Consider the following 26,282-nt stretch of genomic DNA (forward strand, 5'->3'; position numbering starts at 1 on the left):
CTCATTCGCGCCCGCTCCGCGCTTCCCTTGCAGGAGCCGGTCTTGCCGGCGGCGCCGTCGGCACGGGCGACGCCGGCGCGTTCCCGCCGGACCGTCGCCGCACCGGCCCCGGCACCGCGCAAGCGATGCCGGGTGGCGTCCGCACGTTCCGGCGAAGCCGCCGGAACGGGGCTCAGAACTCGCCGGCGCCCGGCACGTGCTTGCGCAGCGCGCGACGGCGCATCAGCAGGTTCAGCGTCTCCACCAGCACCGAGAAGGCCATGGCGAAGTAGATGTAGGGCTTGGGCACGTGCAGGTCCAGGCCATCCAGGACCAGGACCATGCCGATCAGCAGGATGAAGGCCAGCGCCAGCATCTTGATGGTCGGGTTGGCGTCGATGAAGCGGCCCAGCGGGTTGGCCGCCAGCAGCATCACCGCCACCGCCAGCAGGATCGCGAAGATCATCACCGGGATGTGCTCGGCGATGCCGACCGCGGTGATCACCGAGTCCAGCGAGAACACGATGTCGATGATCGCGATCTGCACGATCACGATCCAGAACACCTGCGAACTCTTGGTGGTACGCGGGTCCTCGTCGTGGCCGCCGGTGATCAGCTCGCGGATCTCCATCGTGCCCTTCACCAGCAGGAACGCGCCGCCCAGCACCAGCACCAGGTCGCGGATCGAGATGCCCATGCCGCCGATGTGGAACAGGTCGTGCTGCATCCGCGCCAGGAACGCCAGCGAGACCAGCAGCAGGATGCGGGTGATGCAGGCCACCGCGATGCCGAACCGGCGCGCGAACGCGCGCTGCTCGGGCGGCAGGCGGCCGACGGCGATCGAGATGAACACCAGGTTGTCGATGCCCAGCACGATTTCCAGCGCGCTCAGGGTCACCAGGGTCAGCCAGACGTTCGGGTCGGCCAGGAATTCGAAGCTCATCGTGGATCGGTTCCTACAGTCGTTTCAAAAAAAGCAGTCAGAGCAGCCGCGGGCCAAGGACCAGGCCCCAGACCAGCAGCACGTTCAGCATCAGCACGAACACCGCCGCCGAACCCATGTCCTTGGCCCGGCCGGCCAGTTCGTGGTGTTCGGCACCGTAGCGCTCGATCACCGCCTCCACCGCCGAGTTCAGCAACTCGGCCGACAGCACCAGCAGCATCGACCCGACCAGCAGCGCCCGCTCGACCCCGTCTGTCCCCAGCCACAGCGCCAGCGGCGCCAGGACCACGAACAGGTAGATCTCCAGGCGGAAGGAGGATTCGTGCAGCCAGGCCGCGCGCAGCCCCTGCAGCGACCATACGGTCGCCTTGAACATGCGCCCGGGCCCGCGCGGCAGGTGTCCGGTCTCGTCGGCCATGCTCAGGCGCCTGCGGCGGCGTGCACGCGGCGGAGCCGGGCACGGGTCGTGGGCGGAACGGATGGGCGCATGGCGGGATCGGACAGCGACGGACCGCAGATTCTGCCACATCGGGCACCGGCAGCCCCGTCCAGGGCGGGCGGCCCGGCCGCGCCACGGGGCCGCCGGACGCGGCGGCAAGGCCCGGCGCGGCCCTGTCCGGCCGCCGCCGGCAGCGTGTCCTGGACCAGGTCGGCGGCCTCCCCGGCGCTTGCGGGTCAGGCGCCGTGCCCGGGCGGGCAGCGACGCACAGCCGGCGCGGTCCACGCCGGCCGGAGCCGCTACCTGGCCGCGCGCAGCGCCTGCTGCTCGGCCAGGGTCAGGGCGACGTTGTCGCGCAGGTAGGCCGGCTCCACGCGCTCCGGCGCCACCGCCCCGCCACGGGCGTAGGCCGCGGCAGCCAGGCGCGCCAGGTCGGCGGCGCGCGGCAGCGCCGTTGCGTCGATCGGTGCCAGCGCGCCCGCCATCCGCTGCGCGAGCGCGCCCTGCGCGGCGGCGAAGCCGGTGCCCACGCCCTGCCAGTCGCCGACAGCATCCTCCGCCAGGACCACGGACTCCGGCGGCAGCACCCGCTCGGCGTCCAGCGCGGCCACTCCGTCGCTGCCGCGGAGGAAGGCGCCGGCATAGACCTCGCCCATGCGCGCATCGATCGCGGCCAGGATCCGCGCGGGCCCGTCGGCAGGCGCGCCGGCGGCCAGCACCGCCAGGGTCGACACCGGCACCACCGGCCGGTCCAGCCCCAGCGCGATGCCCTGCGCCAGCGCGATCGCCAGGCGCACCCCGGTGAACGCGCCCGGCCCGCGGCCGACCGCGACCGCGTCCAGCTGCGCGCGCGCCACCCCCGCCTCGGCCAGCAGCGCATCGGCCCAGGGCAGGGCCAGCTCGGCGTGCCGCCGCGGCGCGACCTCGAAGCGCTCGCGCACCTCGCCATCGAGGTAGAGGGCGACCGAGCAGGCTTCGGTGGCGGTTTCGAAGGCGAGCAGCTTCATCGCGGGCAGGGGTGGCGGAAACGGCGGAACGGGAAGGGTAAACGATGCCCACCGGCCCCGGCGGTTGCAGGAGCCCAGCTTGCTGGCGACACGGGTGTCGCAAACACGAAGGCGTCGCCTGGACCCACGGCGTCGGGTCGCCGGCTGAACCCGGCTCCTACAACAGCCGCGCCGCCGGGCCGCTCTTCTGTAGGAGCTGACTTCAGTCGGCGACACGGGCGTCGGAAACACGAGGGCGTCGCCTGGGCCAACGGCGTCGGGTCGCGGGCAAGCCCGGCTCCTACATGCGGGCGAAGAAGGCCTGCACGTCCTCGATCCGCCGGGTCACCGCGAACGCCGGCAGCGACTGCATGAACACCCGCCCGTAGGGCTTGCCGGTCAGGCGCGGGTCGCACAGCACCAGCACGCCGCGGTCGGACTCGGTGCGGATCAGCCGGCCCACGCCCTGCTTGAGCGCGATCACCGCCTGCGGCAGCTGCTCGTCGCGGAACGGGTTGCCGCCGCGGCGACGCACCGCCTCCAGCCGCGCCTCGAACACCGGGTCGTCCGGTGCGGCGAACGGCAGCTTGTCGATCACCACCACGCTCAGCGCGTCGCCGGCCACGTCCACGCCCTCGCGGAAGGTGGCCGAACCCAGCAGCACGCCATTGCCCGATTCGCGGAAGCGGCGCAGCAACTCGGCCTTGGGCGCCTCGCCCTGCACGAACAGCGGCCACGACGCGCCGCGCAGCGCCTCGGCCGCCTCGCGCAGCGCGCGGTGCGAGGCGAACAGCAGGAAGGCGCGGCCGCCGGAGGCCTCCAGCACCGGCCGCACCGCCTCGAGCATGGCCGCGCCGAACGGGCGCGTGTTCGGTTCCGGCAGGTTCTTCGGCAGGTAGCACAGCGCCTGCCGCGGCCAGTCGAACGGACTCGGTTCGAGCAGCGTGTCCGGATCGAACAGGCCGAGCTTGTGGCCGACGTGCTGGAAGCCGCCGCCGACCGCCAGCGTGGCCGAGGTGAACACCCAGGCCGCGTGCGAGCGCTCGCGATGCGCGCGCAGCGGCGCGGACACGTCCAGCGGCGTGCGCTGGCAGCGGAAGCCGCGCGCGCTCAGTTCGTACCAGTAGACCTCGCCGCCGCGCGCGGCGGCATCGGCCAGCGCGGCCGCATCGAGTGACGCGTCGCCCTCGCCCGCCACCGCCTCCACCACCGCTTCGTCGCCGGCGTCGAACGCATCCGACGCGGCGCCGCCATCGCGCCAGCGCTCCAGCCGCGCGCGCAGGTCTCGCGCGCGCGCCACGCAGGCGTCGAACCCGGGCGAGGTCGTGGCCAGCGGCGCCATTGCGTCCTCGAGCGTGGCCAGCGCGTCGGCCACCACGTCGAAGCCGTCGGCGACCGCCGGCAGGGTCAGCGCGCGGTAGCGGGTGCCGCGCGGCGGCAGCGCCTCCATCGCCGCGCGCAGCTCGCGCAGCGCCTGCTCCAGCGCGCGCACCGGCGCCTGCACCACCGCCAGCGCGCCGGTGGTCTGCTTGCACTCGGCCAGGCAGTCGCGGCCCAGTTCCTGGATCTGGCGCATGCCGAAGCCTTCGCCGAAGAAGCTCGCCGCCAGTTCCGGCAGCTGGTGCGCCTCGTCGATCACGAACGCCTGCGCGCCGGGCAGGATCTCGCCGAAGCCTTCCTGCTTGAGCGCCAGGTCGGCCAGCAGCAGGTGGTGGTTGACCACCACCAGGTCGGCGGTCTGAGCCCGCTGCCGCGCCTGCACCACGAAGCACTCGTCCCAGAACGGACACTCGCTGCCCAGGCAGTTGTCGACCGTGGAGGTGACCAGTGGCAACAACGGCGAGTCGTCGGGCAGGCCGTCCAGTTCGGCCATGTCGCCGGCGCGGGTGCGGCCGGACCAGGCGACGATGCGCTGGAACTGGGTCGCCTGCTCCGGGCTGGAGAAGCGCGCATCGCTTCGTGCTGTCGGAAGCGTCAAGTCGCTTCCTTTGGCCTGGTTCAGCCGATAGAGGCACAGGTAGTTGGCGCGCCCTTTCAGCAAGGCCGAGCGCAGGCCCACGCCCAGCGCCTCGCGCACCCGCGGCAGGTCGCGGTGGTAGAGCTGGTCCTGTAGCGCGCGAGTGCCGGTCGACACGATCGTCTTCAGGCCCGACAGCAGCGCCGGCACCAGGTAGGCGTAGGTCTTGCCGGTACCGGTGCCGGCCTCGGCCAGCAGCACCTCGCGCTGGTCGATGGCCTCGGCCACCGCCGCGGTCAGGCGCTGCTGCGCGGGACGCGCGACGAAGCCGTCGACGCGCTCGGCGAGCGCGCCGCCGTCGCTGAGCGCTTCGCGGCTGGCCTGGGCGAGACGGGACATCGGCAAGCGTGCGTCGATGCAGGCCACGGTCGCGCGCCGCTGCCGGCGCGCACCGCGGCTACATCCGCTTCAGGCCCGGCACCGTGCAGGTGCCGATCTGCGCGTTGGCCGAGGCGGCGTTCACCGCCTGCCCGCGCGCCAGCCGCGACTGCTCGATCGTGGCCCAGTGCCGGCGGCACAGCGGGCCGACCTTGGAACCGACGTCGAACGCGCGCCGCGCCAGGGTCTCGGCGCGGTCGTACTGGCCCTGCAGCAGCGCGACCTCGGCCCGCTCCTGCAGCACCGCCGGATCCTCGGGGACGATCAGCAGCGCCTGGTTGAGCGCCTCGGCCGCGTCGGCGACCTGGCCGGCGGCCAGCGCCCGCGCCGCCTTCTCGCGCAGGTCCTCGACCTGCGGGTCGCGCAGCGGCTGCACGTCCAGTTCGGTGTCGTCGACGCCGGCGGCGGCGTGCACCGCGGCCAGCCGCTCCTGCAGGCTCGGACCGGGTACCGGCGCCGGCGCCTGCACTGCCGTGCCGCACGCCGACAGCAGCAGGCACAGCATGGCGACGGCGGGGATGCGCGTGGGGAAATCCATGCCGGCCATTATGGCGCAGGCGTCGTGACGGGTTGCGCGGGCTGCGCCGGCACCTGTTCCGCCGGCCGGTCGCGGCCGAACAGGCGGCGCCAGAAGCCTTCGCCCTGCTGCGCCTCGCCACCGTCCGCCGGCTCGGTGTAGGCCGGCGCGCACGGCGCATACGCGGGCGCGCTGCCGGCCACGAACGGCAGCCGCCGCGCGCCGGGGCAGTCGGCGTCGGTCGCGTACGAACCCTGCGCCTGCACCCACTGCCAGTCCAGGCCCTTGTCCGACACCCGCAGCGGCGCACTGGGCAGGCGCGAGAACAGTCCCGACCAGACCCGCATCGCACCGGTGGCGCCGTACAGGCCGGTCTGCTCGTTCTGGTCGTTGCCCATCCACACCACCGCCAGGTGGTCGCCGGTGTAGCCGGCGAACCAGCTGTCGCGGCCATCGTTGCTGGTGCCGGTCTTGCCCGCCGGCGACAGCCGGCCCAGGCCGTCGGCCATCAGCTGGCGGCCGGTGCCGCTGCTGACCGCCTGCTGCAGCGCCACGGTGACCAGGTTGGCGGCGATCGAATCGCCTTCCTGCGCCGGCGCCGGCGCATCGTCGTAGCGCTTGAGCAGTCCGCCTTGCGGATCCAGCACGCCGCGCACCGCGCGCAGCGGCTGGATCTCGCCGCCGGAAGCGAGGAACTGGTACAGCTGCGCCATCGCGTACGGGCTCTGGTCGGTGGAGCCGAGGATCAGCGCCGGGTTCGGCTGCGCCTCGATTCCGGCCAGCACGCGGACCAGCTGCGCCAGCCGCTCCGGGCCGATCTGCATGCCGACCCTCACCGTGGCCTGGTTGTAGGAATGGGCCAGTGCGTCGACCAGGCGCACCGTGCCGTGGCTGGTGTTGTCGGAATTGTCCGGGGTCCAGGTCCTGCCTCGGGCCAGTTGCACGGTGACCGGCGTGTCCTCGACGAACGTGGCCAGCGAGAAGCGTTGCGGCTGGGCCAGCGCCAGCAGATACACGTAGGGCTTGAGCAGCGAGCCGACCGGGCGCCTGGCCTCGACCGCGCGGTTGAAGCCGTGGGTGTCCACGTCGCGACCGCCGACCACCGCCAGCACGTCGCCGGCATGCACGTCGGTGACCACCACGCCGGCCTGCAGCGGCGGCCGCTTGCCGGTCTGCAGCGTCTCCACCGCGCGCACCACCGCGCCCTCGGCGTAGGCCTGCGCCGAGGGCGACATGCCGGTCAGCACGGTCAGGCCGGCGCCCTGCAGCGCGCTTTCCGGATAGTCGTTGGCCAGCTGCCGGCGGACCAGGTCGATATAGGCGGGGAAGCGGTTGGCCGCGGCCACGCCGGGATGCCGGGTAACCCCCAGCGGCGCCTGGCGCGCGCGCTCGTACTCGGCCGCGTCGATCAGGCCGGTGTCGCGCATCATCGACAGGGCGATGTTGCGCCGCTCGAGCGCGCGCTCGGGATGCTTGCGCGGGTCGTAGTACGACGGTCCCTTCACCAGGCCGATCAGCAGCGCCATCTGCTCGGTGGTCAGTTCGCCGAGGTCGCGCCCGAACCAGTATTCCGCGCCCGAGGCCACGCCATGGATCGCCTGCCCGCCGCGCTGGCCCAGGTAGACCTGGTTGAGGAAGGTCTCCAGGATCGTGCGCTTGTCGTAGCGCGCCTCCAGCAGGATCGCGTACAGGATCTCGTTGAACTTGCGGGTGAAGGTCTGTTCCTTGCCGATGCCGAGCAGGCCGCTGCGCGCCAGCAGCTGGGTGAGGGTGCTGCCGCCCTGCTCGACCCGGCCGCTGCGCAGGTTGACCAGCATCGCCCGGGCGATGCCCGACAGGTCGATGCCGCGGTGGTGGGCGAAGTCGCGGTCCTCCACCGCCTGCAGGCCGGTGACCAGCAGCTCGGGCACCTCATCGATCCGCACCAGCCGCCGTTCCTCCTGACGCTGGCCGTACAGGGTGGCGATGCGCGCCGGGTCCAGGCGCGCGGCCTTGACCGCCTGGCGCGTGTCCGCATCGCGCAGGCTGGTCACGCGCCCGCCCGAGATCGTGACGTCGAGCCGCCGCGCCGGCACCTGGCCGTCGACGTCGGCGTAGCCGCGGCTGGCGATGGTGAAGCGGCCGCCGTCGGCGCGGTAGCTGCCGGGGCGCTCGCCGGCGCCGTCGTCCTGGTAGCCGGCCGCGTCCAGTTCGGTCTGCAGGGTGCGCGCGTCCATCGCCAGCTGCGGCGCCAGCTGCAACGGCCGGGCGTAGACCCGGGTCGGGATCTGCCACTGCAGCGCGCCGAAGCGCTCGCTGACCTGGTGGTTCAGGTACAGCATGTAGGGAATGAGGAAACCGGCCGCCAGCGCGGCGGCGGCCAGCAGCAGGGTCAGCAGGTGGCGGCGCCAGGCCGGAGCGGCGGCGCTGTCCTCGTCTTCGATGTCGTCCGGCTTGTGGCGTCGGGGCACGGGGATGCGAGAATGCGGAGTCGGCCGAGTCTAGCGCGTCGTTCACGCGACGACGCCACCACCCCGGCCGTCCCCTTCAGTTGGAGTTGCAACAGGATGCCCAGTCTCCCGGCAGACGCGCACTATTGGTACCTGCGCGCGAAGGCCTTGCTGCATCGGGGAATGGCCAGCCTGCGCACCCGCGGCTGGCGTGCGACCTGGGAACGCGCCCTGCTGCAGTTCCGTCCCCTCAAGGCGGAACGGCGCGTCGCGCTGTACCTGCCGGATGCCGCGGCATTCGCGCCCTTTGCGGTGCCCGCCCATCCGGAGCCGCGGGCCAGCATCGTGATCCCGGTCTACAACCACTGTACGGCCACGCTCGCATGCCTGCGCGCGCTGGCCGCCCATCCGCCGGCAGCCGCCTGCGAGATCATCGTGGTCGACGACGGCAGCAGCGACGAAACCGCGGCATGGATGCCGCTCATCGACGGCCTTCGCTACCACCGCCGGGTCGCCAACGGCGGCTTCATCGCCGCCTGCAACGACGGCGCGGCGCTGGCCCGCGGCGAGTACCTGGTCCTGCTCAACAACGACACCATCCCCCAGCCCGGCTGGCTGGACGCGCTGCTCGACACCTTCCGCGCGCATCCGGGCACCGGCCTGGCGGGCGCGCAGCTGCTCTACCCGGACGGCAGGCTGCAGGAAGCCGGAGGCGTCGCCTTTTCCGACGGCTCCACCTGGAGCTACGGACGGTTCGAGTCGCCCGATGACCCGCGCTACGCCTACGTCCGCGACGCGGACTACTGCTCCGGTGCGGCACTGGCCATTCCGCTGGCGCTGTTCCGCGAACTCGGTGGCCTGGACACGCGCTATGCGCCCGCCTACTACGAGGACACCGACCTGGCGTTCGCGGTCCGCGCCGCGGGCCATCGCGTGCTCTACCAGCCCGCAAGCCGGGTCGTGCACGACGAAGGCACCACCGCCGGCACCGACACGTCCAGCGGGGTGAAGGCCTACCAGGTGCGCAACCGCGGAACATTCGCGCGCAAGTGGCAGGAGCGGTTGCGGTCGCTGCCCGATCCGGCCGGCGTGCCGGGCCCCGCCGTGCTGCATCGCCACCAGCGCCAGATCCTCGTGGTGGACGCGCTGACACCGCGGCCGGACCGGGATTCCGGTTCGCTGCGCATGTTCAACCTGATCGACATGCTGGTCCGCTCGGGCGCGCACGTGGTCTTCGTCGCCGCCAACCACGAACGGATCGAGCCCTACACGGCGCGATTGCAGGCGCTGGGCGTGGAGGTCTGGTACGCGCCGTTCCTGGCGGGCGGCATGCCAGCCTGGCTGCGCGTCCACGGCGGGCGCTTCGCCGTGACCATGGCCAGCAGGCACTACGTGGCAAGCGAGCTGCTGCCACTGCTGGAGCGCTACGCGCCCTCGGCGCGGCGCGTGTTCGACACCGTCGACCTGCACTACGTGCGCGAGCGGCGCGGCGCGGAACTGGCCGGCGACGCCGGCGCACTGAGTGCGGCCGAGGCCACCCGCGCCCGGGAGCTGGAGGCGATGGACCGCACCCACGTGACCCTGGTGGTGAGCGACGTCGAGCGGACGCAGCTGGCCGTCGACGCGCCCGCCGTGCGCGTCGAGGTGCTCTCCAACCTGCACGCGGTCGCCGGCCCGGGCCTGCCGTTCGACCAGCGCAGCGACCTGGTGTTCGTCGGCGGCTTCCGCCATCCACCCAACATCGACGCGGTGCTGTGGTTCGCGCGCGAGGTGTTCCCGCGCGTGCGCGAACGGCTGCCGCAGGTGCGTTTCCATTGCATCGGCGCCGAGCCGCCTGCCGAGGTCCGCGCGCTGGCGCAACAACCCGGGATCGTGGTGCACGGGCACGTACCGGACCTGGCGCCGTACATGGACCGGGTGCGCGTGGCAGTAGCGCCGCTACGCTTCGGTGCCGGGGTCAAGGGCAAGGTCAACCTGAGCATGGCCCATGGCCAGCCGGTGGTGGCGACCGCGTGCGCGGTGGAAGGCATGCACCTGCGCGACGGCGTGGACGTGGCGGTCGCCGACGATCCGGCCGCGTTCGCCGATGCGGTGGTCGCCCTCTATGGCGACCGCGGGCGCTGGGAGCGGCAGGCGCAGGCGGGCCTGGACAACGTCGCCCGGCACTTCTCGTTCGAGGCGGCCAGCGCCACGGTGCGCCGGGTGTTCTTCGACTGATCGATCGCGCAGGCGGGTCTTGCAGGAGCCGATTCATCGGCGACGCGACGCCGTCGGCACAGGCGACACTCTTATGGTTCCAGCCCCCATGAATGGGCTCCTGCACAGGACAGGAGTCAGGGAGCGCCGCTGCGCGCGCGCTCCAGGCGCACGGCGAAATCCTCCAGCCCGGCGGCCGCCGGATCCAGCGCGCGCGCCGCCGCCAGCGCGCGCACGGCCACGCCCAGTTCGCCGGCGCGCAGGCGCTCCTCGCCTACCGCCAGCCAGCGTTGCGCCAGGCGCTGGCGTGCCACCGCCAGCCCCGGGTCCGACGGCGCCAGCGCCTGCCAGGCGTCATGGCAACCCTGGGCAGTGCGCAGGCGGTTGTCGCGCAGCTCCTGCTCCACGCAGCTGGCGGCCGCGGCCTGCATCCTGGCCGCGGCCGCGCGCACCGCCGGATCCTGTGGCGCCAGCGCCTGCGCCGCGCGCAGCCGGTCATAGGCGCTGGTGCCGGGCGGCTCGATCCAGTCGCCGCGCTGCACGGCCTGCTCGAACCCCTCCAGTTCCCGGCGCAGGGCCGTGGCCGACGTCCGCGCGGGCATCGCCGGCGCATGCAGGCGTGCCTCGGCCGCGCGCGCGCGCTCCAGGTCCCGTGCGGCCTCGGCCACCTCGCCGGCCGTCGGTGCCAGCTGCCGCGCCTGCGCCAGCGCGTCCTCGGCCGCGTCGAAACGGAAATCGGCCGCGCGCTGGCGCGCCCTGGCCGCCAGCGCCAGCGCGGTGCGCTGCACGCCCTCGGTGACGGCCGCCTCCTCCGGCGCCAGTTCGCGCAGGCGCAGGTAGCGATCGGCGGCGTCCTCCAGCCGTCCGCGCCGCAGCGCACGCTCGGCCTGCCGCACCTGCCCGGCCAGCGCCTGGGCATAGGCGGCGCGCAGGTCCGGCAATTCCATGTGTCCCGGATCCGCGCGCCGCGCCAGTTCCAGCCAGCGCGCGGCGGCGGCCAGGTCGCCCTCGTGCAGCGCCTGCGGCACCCGCTCCAGCAGCAGCGACAGCGCGTCCTCGCGGCCTTCAAGCGCGGCGGTGTCGTCCGGCGCGATCGCCAGCCACTGCGCGAACAGTGGCAGCGCCACCTCCGCGTCGCCGGCCGCGAGCGCGGCCTGGGCCTGCCCGCGCAGCGCGCCGAGGTCGACGCCCGCCAGTTCGGCCTGGCGCAGCCGCCCGGCCACCGCGTCCACCTGCGCGCGCGGCAGCTGCAGTTCGCCGGCCAGCGCCACCCAGCGCCGCGCCTCGTCCAGCCGACCGCCTTCTATCGCCGCCCGCGCGTGTACCAGCGCCGCCTGCCCGACCCGTGCCAGTCCGGTGCGTGCCTCGCCGCGATCGCTGTCCAGCGCCTGCGCGGCTTCATATTTCTGCCGCGCCCCCTGTCCGTCGGCCTGGTCGAGGCGGCCCTCGGCCAGGGCCCGGTCGCCTTCGGCCAGCAGCCGGTCGATCCGCGCCTGCGGCCACAGCCGCTCGCCCAAGGGTTCGCGCAGCAGGGCCAGCAGCAGCGCCAGCGACACCGCAGCGACGGCCAGCCAGGGCCAGTGCCGGCGCCAGCCGGCCGGCGGCGGCTTCCGCTGCGGGCCGGGGCGGGGCTGCATGTTCAACGCACCAAGGATCGAGTCACCGGCGCAGCTTAGCGCGGCCCCGTGCAGGCGCCGTCAGCCACCACCATGGCGCGGGCGCAATGTGCGATCGGTCGAATCCGTCAGGGGGCGGCCGCCGGCCCGCGCGCAGCCGCTGAAACGCCGACGGCCCGCACAGGGCGGGCCGTCGGGAGCAATGCGGAACGGGACGCCGCGGTCCGGGGCTCAGTCGTCGCCCTTGGACAGGTCGTCGTCGGCCACGACCTCGGCGGCGGCCCACTCCAGCGCCTCGCGCTCGGCGCGCTCGCGCTCGGCCTTCTCGACCTCGTCGATCAGGGCGTTGTCGATGGTGCGCGCGGCGATCTCGCGCAGCGCCAGCACGGTCGGCTTGTCGTCGCTCTCGCTGTTGTCCAGGGTGGCCGGCACGCCGTTGGCCAGCTGGCGGGCGCGCTTGGAGGCCATCATGACCAGTTCGAAGCGGTTGTCGACCACTTCCAGGCAATCTTCGACGGTGATACGGGCCATAGGGGTTCCAGGCGACTGCGGTCGCCGCTCACGAAAGGGGGATCGGGCGCGGAGTTTAGCCGGCGGGCCGGCTACGGGCAAGTCGGGCAGCTGAACGATCCTTTGCAATCAATCGCTTAGCCCTTGAAACGCTCGACGCCAGTTCCGCAGGAGCCGGGCATGGCCAGCGCGCGGTGCCGTCAAGAACGGTGCCCTCACGGCTCCGGCACTCCTTCAGCCGTTGGAGGAGCCGGGTTCAGCCGGCGCCACGGCGGCGGTGGCACAGGCGACGCCTTCAATTGTTCCGACGCCCGTGTCGCCCACTGAAGTGGGCTCCTACAGGGGCAGTGCCGATCACCCGGGCGGTGGAGCTCAGGCGTCCGGCGCCAGCAGCGCCGCGATCAGGCCACCGTGCCGGGTCTGCTGCTGCGCCCGGCGCAGGCGACTGGCGGTGAACACCGCGCACATGTCGTCCACCGCGGTCTCGAACACCTCGTTGACGATCACGTAGTCGAACTCGGCGTAGTGCGACATCTCCTCGCGCGCGGCCGCCAGCCGCTGCGCGATCACCGCCTCGCTGTCCTGGCCGCGGTGGCGCATGCGCTGCTCCAGCGCCTCGCGCGACGGCGGCAGGATGAACACGCTGATCGCATCGGGCACCTTGGCCCGCACCTGCGCCGCACCCTGCCAGTCGATCTCCAGCAGCACGTCGTGGCCGGCGGCCAGCTGCGGCTCCACCGACTGCCGCGCGGTGCCCTTCCAGTCGCCGTGCACGCGGGCGTACTCGAAGAAGTCGCCGGCGTCGATCATGCGCTGGAACTCGTCGGCCGGGACGAAGTGGTAGTGCTGGGCATGGCGCTCGCCCGGGCGCGGCGCGCGCGAGGTGAACGAGATCGACAGGCGGATCTGCGGATCGCGCGCCAGCACCGCGTTGACGATGCTGCTCTTGCCCGCGCCCGAGGGCGCGGCGACGACGAAGAGGGTGCCTCGCATCTGGCTCATTCGATGTTCTGTACCTGTTCGCGGACCTGGTCGATCAGCACCTTCAGCTCTACCGCGGCGGCCGAGGTGCGCGCGTCCACCGACTTGGAGCCCAGGGTATTGGCCTCGCGGTTGAATTCCTGCAGCAGGAAGTCCAGGCGCCGGCCCACCGGCTCGCGCTGGCCGAGCACGCGACGGATCTCGACGAGGTGGCTGCCGAGCCGGTCCAGCTCCTCGTCCACGTCCAGCTTCTGCAGCCACAGCACCAGTTCCTGCTCGGTGCGGCCCGGGTCGACCGGGTGCGGCAGGTCGGCCAGGCGCGCGGCCAGCTTGGCGCGCTGGCCCTCGCGGATCGCCGGGATCAGTTCGCGCACCTGCACGGCGATGCGTTCGATCGCATCCACCCGCTCGGAAATCGCCGCGGCCAGCTTGGCGCCCTCGCGCTCGCGCGCGGCGACGAAGTCGTCCAGCACCCGGTCCAGCAGCTCCAGCGCCTGCGCCTGCAGTGCCTCGCCGTCGGCGGCCGGCGCCTGCAGCACGCCGGGCAGCTGCAGCAGCTCGGTGAACTCCACCCGCAACCGCGGGAAATTCGCGTCCAGCCGCTGCGCCAGGGCGCCCAGCTGTTCCAGCAGCGGCTCGTTGACCGCCAGCGAAACCGCCGCCTCCGGTGCGCGCAGGCGCAGCGCCAGGTCCAGCTTGCCGCGCTGGATCCGCGCGGCGACCCGTTCGCGCAGCGCCGGTTCCAGCACGCGCAGTTCGTCGGCCAGGCGCAGGCCGATCTCGAGGAAGCGATGGTTGACCGAGCGCAGTTCGCAGCCCAGTACGCCCCAGGGGGTGCCGCGTTCGCCGCTGGCGAAGGCGGTCATGCTACGGATCATGCAGGGTCCTTCTGTGGTCGCGCGCCGGTGACGGGCACGGGCGGCAAGGCGCGAATGTTAATCTAGCTGGCCCTTCGCGGCACCCCGCGCCGCCGGCCGGCCCGGCGCGCCCGGCATACCCCCCTCGCCCACGGAAACCCCCGCATGACCTTCGTCCGCCCCAGTGGCCGCGCCTCCGACCAGTTGCGCGAAGTGCGCATCGAACGCGGCTTCACCCGCCACGCCGAGGGTTCGGTGCTGGTCAGCTTCGGCGATACCCGGGTGCTGTGCACCGCCAGCGTCGAGGGCAAGGTGCCGTCGTTCCTGCGCGGCAAGGGCGAAGGCTGGGTCACCGCCGAGTACGGGATGCTGCCGCGCTCCACCCACAGCCGTTCCGACCGCGAGGCCGCGCGCGGCAAGCAGGGCGGGCGCACCCTGGAGATCCAGCGCCTGATCGGCCGCACCATGCGCGCCTGCGTCGACCGCGGCGCGCTGGGCGAACGCACCATCGTCCTGGACTGCGACGTGCTGCAGGCCGACGGCGGCACCCGCACCGCGGCGATCACCGGCGCCTACGTCGCCCTGGTCGACGCGGTGCGCTGGCTGCAGGCGCGGCGCGAGATCGCGCGCGACCCGGTGTACGGCGCGGTGGCGGCGGTGTCGGTGGGCGTGTACCAGGGCATGCCGGTGCTGGACCTGGACTATGCCGAGGACAGCGCCTGCGACACCGACATGAACGTGGTGATGAACGACGGCGGCGGGTTCATCGAACTGCAGGGCACCGCCGAGGGCCACGCCTTCCGCCGCACCGAGCTCGACGCGCTGCTGGCGCTGGCCGAGAAAGGCATCGGCGAACTGTTCGCCGCGCAGCGGGCGGCGCTGACGCAGCCCTGAAGCAGCCCAAAAGGGGTCAGAGTGAATTTCGCAGCATGCGCCCCTTCCGACCTGATGGATCTCTGGGGCGAAATTCACTCTGACCCCTTTTTGGCCGCCCCCTTTTTAGCCCCCTGACTCCTTTTGGATTTCTTTTCGCGATGAGACTGGTCCTCGCCAGCGGCAACCCCGGCAAGCTCGCCGAGCTGCGGGCGCTGCTGGCCGACAGCGGCGCCAGCCTGCTCCCGCAGGCCGAACTGGGCGTGGCCGACGTCGAGGAGACCGGCCTGAGCTTCGTCGAGAACGCGCTGCTGAAGGCACGCCACGCCGCGCGCGCGACCGGCCTGCCGGCGCTCGCCGACGATTCGGGCCTGTGCGTGGACGCGCTCGGCGGCGCGCCGGGGCTGTATTCGGCGCGCTACGCCGGCGGCCACGGCGACAGCGCGGCCAACATCGTCCGGCTGCTGGGCGAGCTGGACGGGCTGAACCCGCAGTGGCGCACCGCCCACTTCTACGCGGTGGTCGTGCTGCTGCGCCACGCCGACGATCCGCAGCCACTCATCGCCGAGGGCGTCTGGCCCGGAATCATCCTCGATGCGCCGCGCGGCAGCGGCGGCTTCGGCTACGACCCGGTATTCCTCGACACCGAGCACGGCCTGTCGGCGGCCGAACTGGATCCGGCGCTGAAGAACCGGATCAGCCACCGCGGCCGCGCCCTGGAGCAGCTGCGCGCGCGCCTGCCGGCGGCCCTGGCAGCGCTACGCGAAAAGGGCTCCGCCGGCCCAAGCAAGCCTCCATGCCCCCCGCCCTGATCCCACCGCCGCTGTCGCTGTACGTGCACCTGCCCTGGTGCGTGCGCAAGTGCCCATACTGCGACTTCAACTCGCATGCGGCCAAGGGGGCGTTGCCGTTCGACGACTACGTCGACGCGCTGGTGCGCGACCTGGAACACGACCTGCCGCTGGTGTGGGGCCGCACCGTGCACAGCGTGTTCTTCGGCGGCGGCACCCCGAGCCTGTTCCCGCCGGAAGCCATCGACCGCATCCTGCAGGCGGCCAGCGCGCGCCTGCGCTTCGCCCCCGACGCGGAGATCACCCTGGAGGCCAACCCCGGCACCGCCGAGCACGGCCGCTTCGACGGCTACCGCGCCGCCGGCGTGAACCGGATCAGCTTCGGCATCCAGAGCTTCGACGACGGCTGCCTGCGACGGCTGGGCCGGATCCACGACAGCAGCGAGGCCGAGGCGGCGGTGAAGCTGGCCCAGGATGCCGGCTTCGACAACCTCAACCTGGACCTGATGTACGCCCTGCCCGGCCAGGACCTGGCGATGGCCGAGACCGACCTGGAGCGCGCCTTCGCCCTGCAGCCGGCGCACGTCAGCCACTACCAGCTCACCCTGGAACCGAACACCGTGTTCTTCGCCCGGCCGCCGCAGGGCATCCCCGACGAAGACGGCGCCTGGGACATCCAGGAACGCTGCCAGGCGCTGCTGGCACAGGCCGGTTACGGCCACTACGAGACCAGCGCCTACGCGCGGCCCGGCCAGCAGTGCGCACACAACCTCAACTACTGGCGCTATGGCGACTACCTGGGGATCGGCGCCGGCGCCCACGGCAAGATCACCCTCGGCGCGGAGCAGGCGATCCTGCGCCGCTGGAAGCACAAGCACCCGGCCACCTGGATGGCCGCGGCCGGTAGCCCGGGCGCGATCGGCGGCGACGACCGGATCGACCCGGCACGGCGCCCGTTCGAGTTCATGCTCAACGCCCTGCGCCTGCACCAGGGCTTCGCCCTGGCCGACTTCGAGGCGCGCACCGGGCTACCCCGCGAATCCCTGCTGCCCGCGCTGGCGCGCGCGAAGGAACGGGAATGGCTGGCGATCTCGGACACCCACGTGGCGCCCACCGCCCTGGGCCGTCGCTTCGCCAACGATGTGATCGGCCTGTTCCTGTGAGGGCGGGCTCCGGGCGGCCCCGCGCTGTGGCCGGTCCGGCGCAAACGTGTTAAATACCGCAATCACAGGGGAGCCGGGCCACCGGATGTCATCTACCATCCGTCCAACGCCGACAGCCGGTGATGTGCCGCGAACGCTCGCGAACGCATCGCTGCCGCCGCGCGTGCGCCACATCCTGGAGGCGGTCAACGAGCTGGCCGGGCAGACCCTGACCACCTCGCTCAACCTGGCCCTGAACGAGTTCGAGCGGCAGCTGTTCAAGCAGGCCGACCGCGCGCGCAGCAGCCAGCACCAGTCCGAGCACTTCGCCGAACTGCAGCGCCTGCGCCAGAACCGCGCCGACGTGGTGCCGCGCTACCTGGCCGGGCTGGAGTCCTCGCTGGCGCGGCTGCGCGAGGCCTCGGAGGCCGAGCCGGCCGAGGAGCCGGCGCCGGACCCGCTGCAGTACCAGCGCCTGACCCTGGTCGAGGACACCGACCTGGACCGCGACATCGTCCTGCGCGAGATCGGGCGGCGCGAGACGCAGCGGAGCGGCACGCCGCTGCTGCTGCTGGGCCAGCGCTTCGGCGTGCTCGCCGGGCGCCCGGCCTTCGATGCCGAGCGCCTGCCGATCGGCCCCTACGCGCTGTGCCGGGTGCTGCGCGACGCCGGCGAAGCGCTGCACATGAGCCTGGACTCGCAACTGCTGCTGTACCGGATGTTCGAGCGCCAGGTGATGGAGCGCTACGGCGAACTGGTCGAGCGGCTGAACGTGCTGCTGACCCATGAAGGCGTATTGCCGGGGCTGGTCTACCTGCCCTACCGGCCGCGCACCCAGGGCCAGAGCCGCACGCGCGGCGCGGCGGCCGGTTCGGCCGGCGCGGTCAGCCAGCGCCCGCTGACCGGTTGGCACGGCCAGGCGCGGCCTTCAGCCTGGAGCGGGGCGCTGATGGCCGGGCTCGCGGCCCGGCAGGCGCCGGCCGGTGGCGGCGAAGCGCCGCCGACCGACGGAACAGCCACGACGGGCGAGCAGGGCGCACCGGTGGCCGTGGCCGAGATGCCGGAGCAGGCGGTCTTCTCCGCCCTGCAGGGCATGCTCTCCGATCATCGCGGCGGCGGCGGCGCACCGGGCACCGGCGCGCAGGCCCCCGGCGTGATCCTGCCGCTGGACGCGGTGGTCAACGTGCTCGGCACGATGCAGGCCCTGCCGACCGCGACCCGCGCTCCCGGCCGCCCGCGCCGGACCATGGACGACCTGCGCCAGGCGATGCTGGCGCGCGTGCGCGAATCGCACGGCCCCGAGGCCGGGCTGTCGCAGGAGCACAGCGACACCTTCGAGCTGCTGGGCATGCTGTACCACGAGATCGGCCGCGAGGTGCACGAGGACGCGCCGGCGCAGGACCTGCTGGAAAAGCTGCAGGTGCCGGTGGTGCGCGCGGCGGTGCAGGACCGCAGCTTCTTCGTCCGCGACCAGCACCCGGCGCGCGAGCTGCTCAATTCCGTCGCCGAATCCGGCGCCACCTGGCTGGCCGACGACGACGCCGACCCGCAGCTGGTCCTGCGCCTGGAACAGGCCGTGGACAAGGTGGTGGAGGAGTACGACGGCGACGAGACCGTGTTCGAGCGCGCCAACCGCGAGGTGCAGGAACACTACCGGACGCATGCGCACAAGGCCGAGGTCAGCGAACGCCGCCAGGTCGAGGCCGCGCGCGGCCGCGATCGCCTGGAGACGGCCAAGCGCAACGCCACCGATGCCATCGCCGCGCGCCTGCGCGGGCGCAAGCCGCCGCAATTCGTGCAGGCGCTGCTGAACCAGGCCTGGGCCGACGTGCTGACCCTGACCGCGCTGCGCCACGGCGAGGAGTCGCCGGAGTGGCGCGAGCGCGAGGAAGCGACCGAACGCATCGTCGAGATCACCTGCGCCGCCGACGCGCCGTCCGACCCGGAACTGGCCGGGCAGATCGACACCGCGCTGCGCCAGGTCGGCTACCACGAGGACGAGGCCAGCGCGATCGCGCGCCGGCTCTCGCGCAGCGACGACGACGAGAGCACCTCGCGCACCGAACTGACCGCCAAGCTCAAGGCGCGCGCGCGCCTGGGCGAAGGCGAGCACGGCGAGGCGAAGAAGGTGAAGCTGCCGCCGCGCACCACCGATGAGCAGGCCTGCTACGAGCACCTGCGCACGCTGCCGTTCGGCACCTGGTTCGAGTTCGTGTTCAACCAGCAGGGCGACGTGCGCCGGCAGCGGCTGTCGTGGTACAGCCCGGTCACCGACAACGCGCTGTTCGTCAATTCGCGCGGGCACAAGGTCGGCGAGCAGTCGCTCGACAGCCTGGCGCGGCTGATGGCGCAGGGCCAGGCGCGGGTCGTCACCGAGGACAAGGGCCGGCTGATCGACCGTGCCTGGCAGGCCACGCTGCGCGCGCTGCGCGGCCTGGCCGGCCGGCCCGCGACCGGCGCCCTGGGAGCGGCAGGCGCATGATCCACGACGCCCGCCGCGCCCCGCGCCGCCACGTCACCGACAGCGTGCCGGTGATCGACACGATGACCGACGGGATCGTCGGCCAGCTGGGCAACCTGTCGGAAAGCGGCATGCTGCTGATCGCTTCGGCGCCGCTGGTCGAGGATGGGCTGTACCAGTTGCGCTTCCACCTAGGCGGTCGCAGTTCGCCGATCAATGTCGGCGTGCACGTGCTGTGGTCGGTGGCGGCCAACACGCCGGGCCAGAGCTGGTGCGGGTTCCGCTTCCTGACCATCTCCGAAGAGCAGCGCGCGCACATCCGCGAATGGGTCCAGGCCGGCGAGGAAGCCACCGCGGGCTGAGTCGCTGTGCTGCCGGTATCCGGCGAACGATCACTTCGTCCCACGCGGTATCGGGCAAAATGGCGCCCTTTCCCCCGAGCGTCCCGCCGATGAACGCCGCCGATCCCACTTCGCTCTATCCGCAGCACCTGGCCACGCTGCGCGCGCGCGCCGACGAGGCGCTGGCGCGCAGTGGCCATGACCACCTGCTGATCCCCAGCGGCCGCCGCCACTACCAGCTGTTCGACGATCGCGACTATCCGTTCGCGGTCAATCCGCACTTCAAACACTGGCTGCCGCTCACCCGGGTTACCGACAGCTGGCTGGTGTACACGCCCGGGCAGCGGCCGAAGGTCGTCTACCTGCAGCCGTTCGACTACTGGCACGTGGTGCCGGAGGCGCCGAATGGCTGGTGGGTCGAGCACTTCGACGTGCAGGTGATCCGCACGCCGGAGGAGGCACTGCCGTTGCTGCCCGGACCGGCCGCGCGCTGCGCGATCCTGGGCGAGGCCAACAGCGCGCTCGGCGACTACTTGCCGAACAATCCGGCCGCGGCGCTGGACTACCTGCACTACCAGCGTTCGTACAAGACCCCGTACGAGGTGGCGCTGATGCGCGTGGCCCAGCGCAGGGCCGCGCATGCGCACCGCGCCGCCGAGCGTGCCTTCCGCGCCGGCGCCGGCGAATTCGACATCCACATGGCCTACTGCGAGGCCGCGCGCCAGGACGCGACCGAGGTGCCGTACCAGAACATCGTCGCGCTCAACACGCACGGAGCGGTGCTGCACTACACCGAGCTGGATCGCGATCCCCCGACCGAGTCGCTGAGCTTCCTGATCGACGCCGGCGCCAGCCACTGCGGCTACGCCGCCGACATCACCCGTACCTATGCCGCCGACCGCGGCAGCGACTTCCAGGCGATGATCGACGCGGTCGACGCGGCGCAGCAGGCGATGTGCGCGGGCGTGCGCGCCGGGGTCGACTACCGGCAGCTGCACGTGGATGCGCACCTGGCGCTGATGGGCATCCTGCGTGATTTCGGCGTGCTGAGGGTCTCGCCGGAAGCGGCGCTGGCCACCGGGGTGAGCGCGGCGTTCTTCCCGCACGGCCTCGGCCACCCGATCGGCCTGCAGGTGCACGACGTGGCCGGCTTCGCCGCCAGCGACAGCGGCGGCACGATCCCGCGCCCGGAAGGCCATCCCTACCTGCGCATGACCCGGGTGCTCGAGCCGGGCATGGTGGTCACCATCGAACCGGGCCTGTACTTCATCGACATGCTGCTGGACGAGGTCAAGAAGAACGGCCACGCCGCCAGCGTCGACTGGGCGCGGGTGGACGAGTTCCGCCCGTACGGGGGCATCCGCATCGAGGACGACGTGCTGTGTACCGGCGACGCGGCGGAGAACCTGACCCGGCCGGCGTTCGCGGGCTGACGCGGGCTTCGTACCATCGCAGGAGCCGGGCTTGCCCGCGACCCGACGCCGTCGGCACAGGCGACGCTCTCGTGATTCCGACGCCCGTGTCGCCGACTGAAGTCAGCTCCTACAAAAGAGCGGCGGCGAGGCTGTTGTAGGAGCCGGGTTCAGCCGGCGACCCGACGCCGGCGGCCCAGGCGATGCCCTCTCGATTCCGACGCCGGTGTCGCCTGCAAGCCGGTCTCCTGCACCCGGGACGCGCGAACTCAGCCCGGAATCAGCGTGTTGATCACATGTTCGAGGTATTCCTCGAACTCCTCGTGGGTCATCTTCGGCTGGTGCGGGCGCAGCTGCAGGAAGCCGACGTAGGCGGCGTAGGTCAGCCGCGCGCGGTTCTGCGCCTCGCCGCGGCCCAGGCCGGCCTGGCGGAACGAGGCGGTGAGGTATTCGAGGCGGCGCTGCGACACGCGCTGGATCACCGGCTGCACCGCCGGGTGCTCCAGCGCCTTGAGCAGCTCGCTGTAGATCGCATGCGGCTTGGTCTCGTGGCCGACCAGCTGGAACAGCATGCGCAGCCGCTCGCGCGGGTCAGGCACATCCTCCAGGCTGCCGAACACCTGCTCCTGCTCCACTTCCTCCCAGCGCTCCAGCGCCGCCTGCAGCAGCGCGTCGCGCGAGGGGAAATGCCAGTAGAAGCTGCCCTTGGTCACGCCCAGGCGGCGCGCCAGCGGCTCGACCGCGACCGCGGCCACGCCCTGTTCGGCGATCACGTCGAGGGCGATCTGGGCCCAGTCGGCGGCGCTGAGGCGGGCGCTGCGGGCGGGAACGGAGGGAGCGGGCGAAGGCATGGCGGTCGAGTTCATGACTGGATTTAACCATACGCCGTAGTGCGTTGCAGTATGCGGTTGCCGACGAAACCGTGTCCGGATCACTGGCCGGCCCTGGCCCGGCGCCAGCCACACGGCAAAGCCATACGCATTCGTATTGACTTTGCCGTGAAACGATCCATACCATCTCGTATGGATTCGGCCGCCAGCCATCGCCCGACAGTCACCGACCTGCGCCTGGCCGGCGCCGGCCTGACCCTGGCCGGCAGCCGCCACCAGGTCGCGGCGGCGACCGGCGCCACGCCGTCGGTGCTGTACGCGCACGGCTTCGGCCAGACCCGCCGCGCCTGGTCGGCGACCGCCGATGCGCTGGCCATCCACGGCCATGCCGGGCTGGCGTACGACGCGCGCGGCCATGGCGGCTCGGAGCGCAATGCCGGCGACGAGGTGTACACCGGCCACCAGTTCACCGACGACCTGATCGTGCTGGCCGGCGAACTGCCGCAGCCGCCGCTGCTGGTCGCCGCCTCGATGGGCGGCCTGTTCGGCCTGCTCGCCGAATCGCGCTGGCCCGGGCTGTTCCGCGCGATGGTCCTGGTCGACATCACACCGCGCTGGGAGACTGCCGGGCTGGAGCGCATCCTCGGCTTCATGACCGCCTTCCCGGAGGGCTTCGCCTCGCTGGAGCAGGCGGCTGGGGCGATCGCCGCCTACCTGCCGCACCGCCGCCGCGACGCCGGCGCGGCGCGGTCGCCCGGCTCGCTGCGCGAATTGCTGCGCGAGGGTGGCGACGGCCGCTGGCGCTGGCACTGGGACCCGCGCCTGGTCGACGAACTGGCGCGCGACAGCGAGCAGCACCAGGACGACATCGCCGAGGCCACCCGCGCGGTGCGCTGCCCGCTGCTGCTGGTCAGCGGCGGCCGCAGCGACCTGGTGTCCGAGCGCACCGTCGCCGATTTCCTGGACCTGGCGCCGCACGCGCGCCACGTGCAGCTGGCCGATGCCACGCATATGCTGGCCGGCGACGACAACGACCGTTTTACCGCCACCGTGCTGGAATACCTGGCGGAACTGGACCGGACCGAGGGGACCGGCAGTTCCGCCGTGCAAAGGGCGCCCGCGCCCGTCACCGGAGCAAACCCATGAGTATTGCCGCGCCCATCCTGGCCTTCCTGCTGATCGGCGGGTTCGCCGCCTACCACCGGCTGCGCCTGGCCACCTGGGCCGCGCTGCTGGCCGCCGCGCTGGTCGCCTGCTGGCTGCTCGGCGCGCACCGTCCGACCGTGGCGGTGATCGGCATCCTCTCGGCGCTGGTGGCCGTGCCGCTGCTGATCCCGGCGATCCGCAAGCCGCTGGTGGTCGCGCCGCTGCTCAACGTGTTCCGCAGGATCCTGCCGCCGCTGTCGCAGACCGAGCGCATCGCGCTGGAGACCGGCTCGGTCGGCTTCGAGGGCGAGCTGTTCACCGGCGACCCGGACTGGCAGATGCTGCTGGACTACCCCAAGCCGCAGCTCACCGCCGAGGAGCAGGCCTTCCTCGACGGCCCGACCGAAGAACTGTGCCGGATGATCGACGACTGGGCGATCACCCACGTCCACGCCGACCTGCCGCCGGAGCTGTGGGACTTCATCAAGAAGAACCGCTTCTTCGGCATGATCATCCCCAAGCAGTACGGCGGCCTGGGCTTCTCGGCGCTGGCCCACCACAAGGTGATCCAGAAGATCGCCTCGGTCTCCAGCGTGGTCAGCTCCACCGTCGGCGTGCCCAACTCGCTGGGCCCGGGCGAACTGCTCAACCACTACGGCACCCAGGAGCAGAAGGATTACTACCTGCCGCGCCTGGCGAGCGGCCAGGAAGTGCCCTGTTTCGGCCTGACCGGCCCGTTCGCCGGCTCCGACGCGACCTCGATCCCGGACTTCGGCATCGTCTGCAAGGGCGAGTGGAACGGCGCCAACGTGCTCGGCGTGAAGCTCACCTTCGACAAGCGCTACATCACCCTGGCGCCGGTGGCCACGCTCATCGGCCTGGCCTTCCGCATGTACGACCCGGACGGCCTGATCGGCGACACCCAGGACATCGGCATCACCCTGGCGCTGCTGCCGCGCGACACCGACGGCGTGGAGATCGGCCGCCGCCACTTCCCGCTCAACTCGCCGTTCCAGAACGGCCCGATCCGTGGCCGCGACGTGTTCATCCCGCTGAGCCAGCTGATCGGCGGCGCGGAGATGGCCGGCAAGGGCTGGAACATGCTCAACGAGTGCCTGGCCGTGGGCCGCTCGATCACCCTGCCCTCGACCGCCTCCGGCGGCGCCAAGATCGGCGCGCGCGTGACCGGCGCCTATGCCCGCATCCGCAAGCAGTTCGGCCTGTCGATCGGCCGCTTCGAGGGCGTGGAGGAGGCGCTGGCCCGGATCGGCGGCAAGGCCTACACGATCAGCGCGCTGTCGCAGGCCACCGCCGCCGCCGTGGACCGCGGCGACGTGCCGTCGGTGCCGTCGGCCATTGCGAAATACCACTGCACCAGCATGGGCCGCGAGGTCGTGTCCGACGTGATGGACGTGATCGGCGGCAAGGGCATCATCCTGGGGCCGCGCAACTTCGCCGGCCGCAACTGGCAGGCCGCGCCGATCAGCATCACGGTCGAGGGCGCCAACATCATGACCCGCAGCCTGCTGATCTTCGGCCAGGGCGCGATCCTGTGCCATCCGTGGGTGATGAAGGAGATGAAGGCCGCGCAGGACCCGGACCGCAAGGCCGGCCTGGAGGCCTTCGACGAGAGCCTGGCCGGGCACGTGCGCTTCGGCATCTCCAACGCGTTCCGCTCGTTCTGGTTCGGCATCACCGGCTCGAAGATCGGCGGCGCCCCGGGCGACGACTACACCCGCCCGTTCTTCCGCAAGCTCGACCGCTATGCCGCCAACCTGGCGCTGATGGCCGACGTGTCGATGCTGCTGCTGGGCGGCAAGCTGAAGTTCAAAGAATCGCTGTCCGGCCGCCTGGGCGACGTGCTCAGCCACCTGTACATGGCCAGCGCCGTGCTCAAGCGCCACCACGACGAAGGCGCGCCGGAGGCCGACAAGCCGCTGCTGGCGTGGAGCATGTACAACAGCTTCCACGTAATCGAGACCGCGCTGTCAGATGCCTTGCGCAACTTCCCGATCCGTCCGGTCGGCTGGGCGCTGTGGCTGCTGGTGTTCCCGCTCGGCCGCCGCGCCGAGGCCCCGGGCGACCGGCTCAACCATCGCGTCGCCTCGCTGCTGATGGCCCCGAACGAGGCGCGCGACCGCCTCGGTGCGGGCGTGTTCCTCACTCCATGCGCGAACAATCCCGGCGGGCGCATCGACAGCTACCTGGCCAAGGCGGTGCACGCCGAGCCGGTGGAGCGCAAGTTCCTCAAGGCGCTCAAGACCAAGGGCATCGAGGCACTGGAGTTCCCGGCGCAGCTGGACGAGGCGGTGGCCGAGGGCGTGATCACCGCCGAGGAGCGCAAGCTGCTGGAGGAGCTGCGCGAGATCACCCTGGAGACGATCACCGTGGACGACTTCGACAGCCACGAGCTGCGCGCAGCCAGTTACTACGACCAGCCGAAGCCGGGCACGCGCGAAGCGGCCTGACCGGAAGCACTTCACTGCGACGGCGGGCCCTGGCCCGCCGTCGTCCTGTCCGGAACACGAAATGGCGAACCGACTGCTCGACCTCTACCGCAAGCTGCAACGCTGGCCCGGCGGCGACCGGCTGTTCTCGCGCGCGGTGTGCTTCAAGGCGCCCTACTTCGCCAGCATCGCCCCGCGCATCGTCCGCCTCGAGCCCGGTCGCTGCGAGGCCACGATCCGGCATCGCCGCCGGGTGAGCAACCACCTCGGCACGGTGCACGCGATCGCGCTGTGCAACCTGGCCGAACTGGTCGCCGGGGTGATGACCGATGCCAGCCTGCCGGCATCGATGCGCTGGATCCCCCGCGGCATGACCGTCGAGTACCTGAAGAAGGCGACCGGACCGATGCACGCGGTGGCCACGCCGGACGTGCCGCTGGTCGAGTCGGCGGAAGGCTATGACCTGCCGGTCGGGGTGGTCGTGCGCGACCGCTCCGGCGACACCGTGTTCCGCGCGCGCATTGCGATGTGGGTGTCGCCGCGGCCCGCCCGCGCGGCCTGAGCTCCGACGAAACCGGTCCGGCCCCGTCGCCGGCAAGGAGTCGACGATGCACCACGACCTCCCACTGATGCTGTGCGCCCTGCACAGCTTCGGCTTCGCCGCGTTCCATCTGGCGTTCTGGCGCCTGTTCGACTGGAAGCGCGAACTGGCCAAGGTCGGCCTGCCGACCCGCGCCATCACCCAGATCCTCAACCTGCGGCTGGTCTACGTCTTCCTGGGCATCGGCACGCTGTGCCTGCTGTTCCCGCAGGAGTTGCGCGGCACCGCGCTGGGCCATGGCGTGCTCTGGTTCATGGTCCTGTTCTGGGCCGGCCGCACGGTCGAGCAGTTCGTGTTCCTGCGCATCCACCACCCGGGCGTGCACGTCCTGACCGCGTCGTTCGTGCTGGGCGCGGTCCTGTTCGCGGTGCCGCTGCTGGCGCCCTGAGC

At 72.2% G+C, this 26,282-nt stretch carries 22 protein-coding genes; 11 read left to right on the top strand and 11 right to left on the bottom strand.

Features of this window, described 5'->3' with window-relative positions:
* Positions 1-172 precede the first annotated feature (172 nt).
* The 6 genes from WQ53_RS04380 to mrcB all read right to left on the bottom strand — a co-directional run bounded on the left by WQ53_RS04380 (position 173) and on the right by mrcB (position 7,709).
* Complete coding sequence (locus WQ53_RS04380; protein ID WP_052630778.1) at positions 173-922, bottom strand: TerC family protein; 750 nt, start codon at positions 920-922, stop codon at positions 173-175.
* Positions 923-959: 37 nt separating this feature from the next.
* Positions 960-1,340 (bottom strand): diacylglycerol kinase, encoded by a 381-nt coding sequence (locus tag WQ53_RS04385; RefSeq protein ID WP_052630781.1) that lies wholly within the window; start codon positions 1,338-1,340, stop codon positions 960-962.
* A 320-nt stretch (positions 1,341-1,660) separates the two neighbouring features.
* Entirely contained in the window at positions 1,661-2,368 is a 708-nt protein-coding gene (gene tsaB / locus WQ53_RS04390; protein ID WP_052630783.1) for a tRNA (adenosine(37)-N6)-threonylcarbamoyltransferase complex dimerization subunit type 1 TsaB, read from the bottom strand.
* A 280-nt stretch (positions 2,369-2,648) separates the two neighbouring features.
* Positions 2,649-4,703 carry an ATP-dependent DNA helicase gene (locus WQ53_RS04395; RefSeq protein ID WP_052630785.1) on the bottom strand — a complete coding sequence of 685 codons (2,055 nt, stop codon included), beginning with the start codon at positions 4,701-4,703 and terminating at the stop codon, positions 2,649-2,651.
* A 58-nt stretch (positions 4,704-4,761) separates the two neighbouring features.
* Entirely contained in the window at positions 4,762-5,289 is a 528-nt protein-coding gene (locus WQ53_RS04400) for a tetratricopeptide repeat protein (RefSeq protein WP_144409218.1), read from the bottom strand.
* A complete protein-coding gene (mrcB, locus tag WQ53_RS04405; RefSeq protein ID WP_052630787.1) occupies positions 5,289-7,709 on the bottom strand; it encodes a penicillin-binding protein 1B in 2,421 nt (806 codons plus the stop codon). Before mrcB ends, WQ53_RS04400 begins: the two co-directional genes overlap by 1 nt.
* Before the next feature lie 96 nt (positions 7,710-7,805).
* Here mrcB and WQ53_RS04410 point away from each other — a divergent pair, with 96 nt between their 5' ends.
* Positions 7,806-9,905, top strand: coding sequence for a glycosyltransferase (locus WQ53_RS04410; RefSeq protein WP_052630789.1), 2,100 nt, complete (start codon positions 7,806-7,808; stop codon positions 9,903-9,905).
* A gap of 116 nt (positions 9,906-10,021) precedes the next feature.
* Here WQ53_RS04410 and WQ53_RS04415 read toward each other — a convergent pair whose 3' ends face one another.
* The 4 genes from WQ53_RS04415 to WQ53_RS04430 form a co-directional block, all read right to left on the bottom strand.
* Positions 10,022-11,521 carry a hypothetical protein gene (locus WQ53_RS04415; protein ID WP_052630791.1) on the bottom strand — a complete coding sequence of 500 codons (1,500 nt, stop codon included), beginning with the start codon at positions 11,519-11,521 and terminating at the stop codon, positions 10,022-10,024.
* Positions 11,522-11,731: 210 nt separating this feature from the next.
* Positions 11,732-12,031: a DNA-directed RNA polymerase subunit omega gene (gene rpoZ, locus WQ53_RS04420; protein ID WP_052630794.1), complete on the bottom strand. Its 300-nt coding sequence runs from the start codon at positions 12,029-12,031 to the stop codon at positions 11,732-11,734.
* A gap of 351 nt (positions 12,032-12,382) precedes the next feature.
* Complete coding sequence (gmk, locus tag WQ53_RS04425; protein ID WP_052633917.1) at positions 12,383-13,003, bottom strand: guanylate kinase; 621 nt, start codon at positions 13,001-13,003, stop codon at positions 12,383-12,385.
* A 5-nt stretch (positions 13,004-13,008) separates the two neighbouring features.
* Complete coding sequence (locus tag WQ53_RS04430) at positions 13,009-13,869, bottom strand: YicC/YloC family endoribonuclease (protein WP_052630796.1); 861 nt, start codon at positions 13,867-13,869, stop codon at positions 13,009-13,011.
* A gap of 144 nt (positions 13,870-14,013) precedes the next feature.
* Between WQ53_RS04430 and rph the strand changes: the two genes are divergently transcribed.
* The 6 genes from rph (at position 14,014) to pepQ (ending at position 20,889) form a co-directional block, all read left to right on the top strand.
* Positions 14,014-14,742 carry a ribonuclease PH gene (rph, locus tag WQ53_RS04435; protein ID WP_052630798.1) on the top strand — a complete coding sequence of 243 codons (729 nt, stop codon included), beginning with the start codon at positions 14,014-14,016 and terminating at the stop codon, positions 14,740-14,742.
* A 140-nt stretch (positions 14,743-14,882) separates the two neighbouring features.
* Positions 14,883-15,533, top strand: a complete 651-nt coding sequence (rdgB, locus tag WQ53_RS04440) for an RdgB/HAM1 family non-canonical purine NTP pyrophosphatase (protein WP_052630801.1) — start codon at positions 14,883-14,885, stop codon at positions 15,531-15,533.
* Complete coding sequence (gene hemW / locus WQ53_RS04445) at positions 15,518-16,675, top strand: radical SAM family heme chaperone HemW (protein ID WP_052630803.1); 1,158 nt, start codon at positions 15,518-15,520, stop codon at positions 16,673-16,675. Before rdgB ends, hemW begins: the two co-directional genes overlap by 16 nt.
* Before the next feature lie 85 nt (positions 16,676-16,760).
* Entirely contained in the window at positions 16,761-19,136 is a 2,376-nt protein-coding gene (locus tag WQ53_RS04450) for a DUF1631 domain-containing protein (RefSeq protein ID WP_052630806.1), read from the top strand.
* Complete coding sequence (locus tag WQ53_RS04455) at positions 19,133-19,477, top strand: PilZ domain-containing protein (protein ID WP_052630808.1); 345 nt, start codon at positions 19,133-19,135, stop codon at positions 19,475-19,477. Before WQ53_RS04450 ends, WQ53_RS04455 begins: the two co-directional genes overlap by 4 nt.
* Positions 19,478-19,566: 89 nt before the next feature.
* Positions 19,567-20,889: a Xaa-Pro dipeptidase gene (pepQ, locus tag WQ53_RS04460; RefSeq protein ID WP_052630810.1), complete on the top strand. Its 1,323-nt coding sequence runs from the start codon at positions 19,567-19,569 to the stop codon at positions 20,887-20,889.
* A 248-nt stretch (positions 20,890-21,137) separates the two neighbouring features.
* Here pepQ and WQ53_RS04465 read toward each other — a convergent pair whose 3' ends face one another.
* A complete protein-coding gene (locus tag WQ53_RS04465; RefSeq protein ID WP_052630812.1) occupies positions 21,138-21,734 on the bottom strand; it encodes a TetR/AcrR family transcriptional regulator in 597 nt (198 codons plus the stop codon).
* A 156-nt stretch (positions 21,735-21,890) separates the two neighbouring features.
* Here WQ53_RS04465 and WQ53_RS04470 point away from each other — a divergent pair, with 156 nt between their 5' ends.
* The 4 genes from WQ53_RS04470 to WQ53_RS04485 all read left to right on the top strand — a co-directional run bounded on the left by WQ53_RS04470 (position 21,891) and on the right by WQ53_RS04485 (position 26,280).
* Positions 21,891-22,844: an alpha/beta fold hydrolase gene (locus tag WQ53_RS04470; protein WP_052630814.1), complete on the top strand. Its 954-nt coding sequence runs from the start codon at positions 21,891-21,893 to the stop codon at positions 22,842-22,844.
* On the top strand, positions 22,841-25,312 hold the full coding sequence (locus WQ53_RS04475; RefSeq protein WP_052630816.1) for an acyl-CoA dehydrogenase: 2,472 nt from the start codon (positions 22,841-22,843) through the stop codon (positions 25,310-25,312). The genes WQ53_RS04470 and WQ53_RS04475 overlap by 4 nt, the downstream gene beginning before the upstream one ends.
* Positions 25,313-25,373: 61 nt before the next feature.
* The gene (locus WQ53_RS04480) at positions 25,374-25,853 is read left to right on the top strand and encodes a hotdog fold domain-containing protein (protein WP_052630818.1); all 480 of its coding nucleotides are present in this window, start codon (positions 25,374-25,376) and stop codon (positions 25,851-25,853) included.
* A 46-nt stretch (positions 25,854-25,899) separates the two neighbouring features.
* Positions 25,900-26,280 carry a hypothetical protein gene (locus WQ53_RS04485; RefSeq protein ID WP_052630820.1) on the top strand — a complete coding sequence of 127 codons (381 nt, stop codon included), beginning with the start codon at positions 25,900-25,902 and terminating at the stop codon, positions 26,278-26,280.
* The last annotated feature ends 2 nt before the right edge of the window (positions 26,281-26,282 follow it).

It is taken from the genome of Pseudoxanthomonas suwonensis (assembly GCF_000972865.1).
Classification (GTDB): Bacteria; Pseudomonadota; Gammaproteobacteria; order Xanthomonadales; family Xanthomonadaceae; genus Pseudoxanthomonas; species Pseudoxanthomonas suwonensis_B.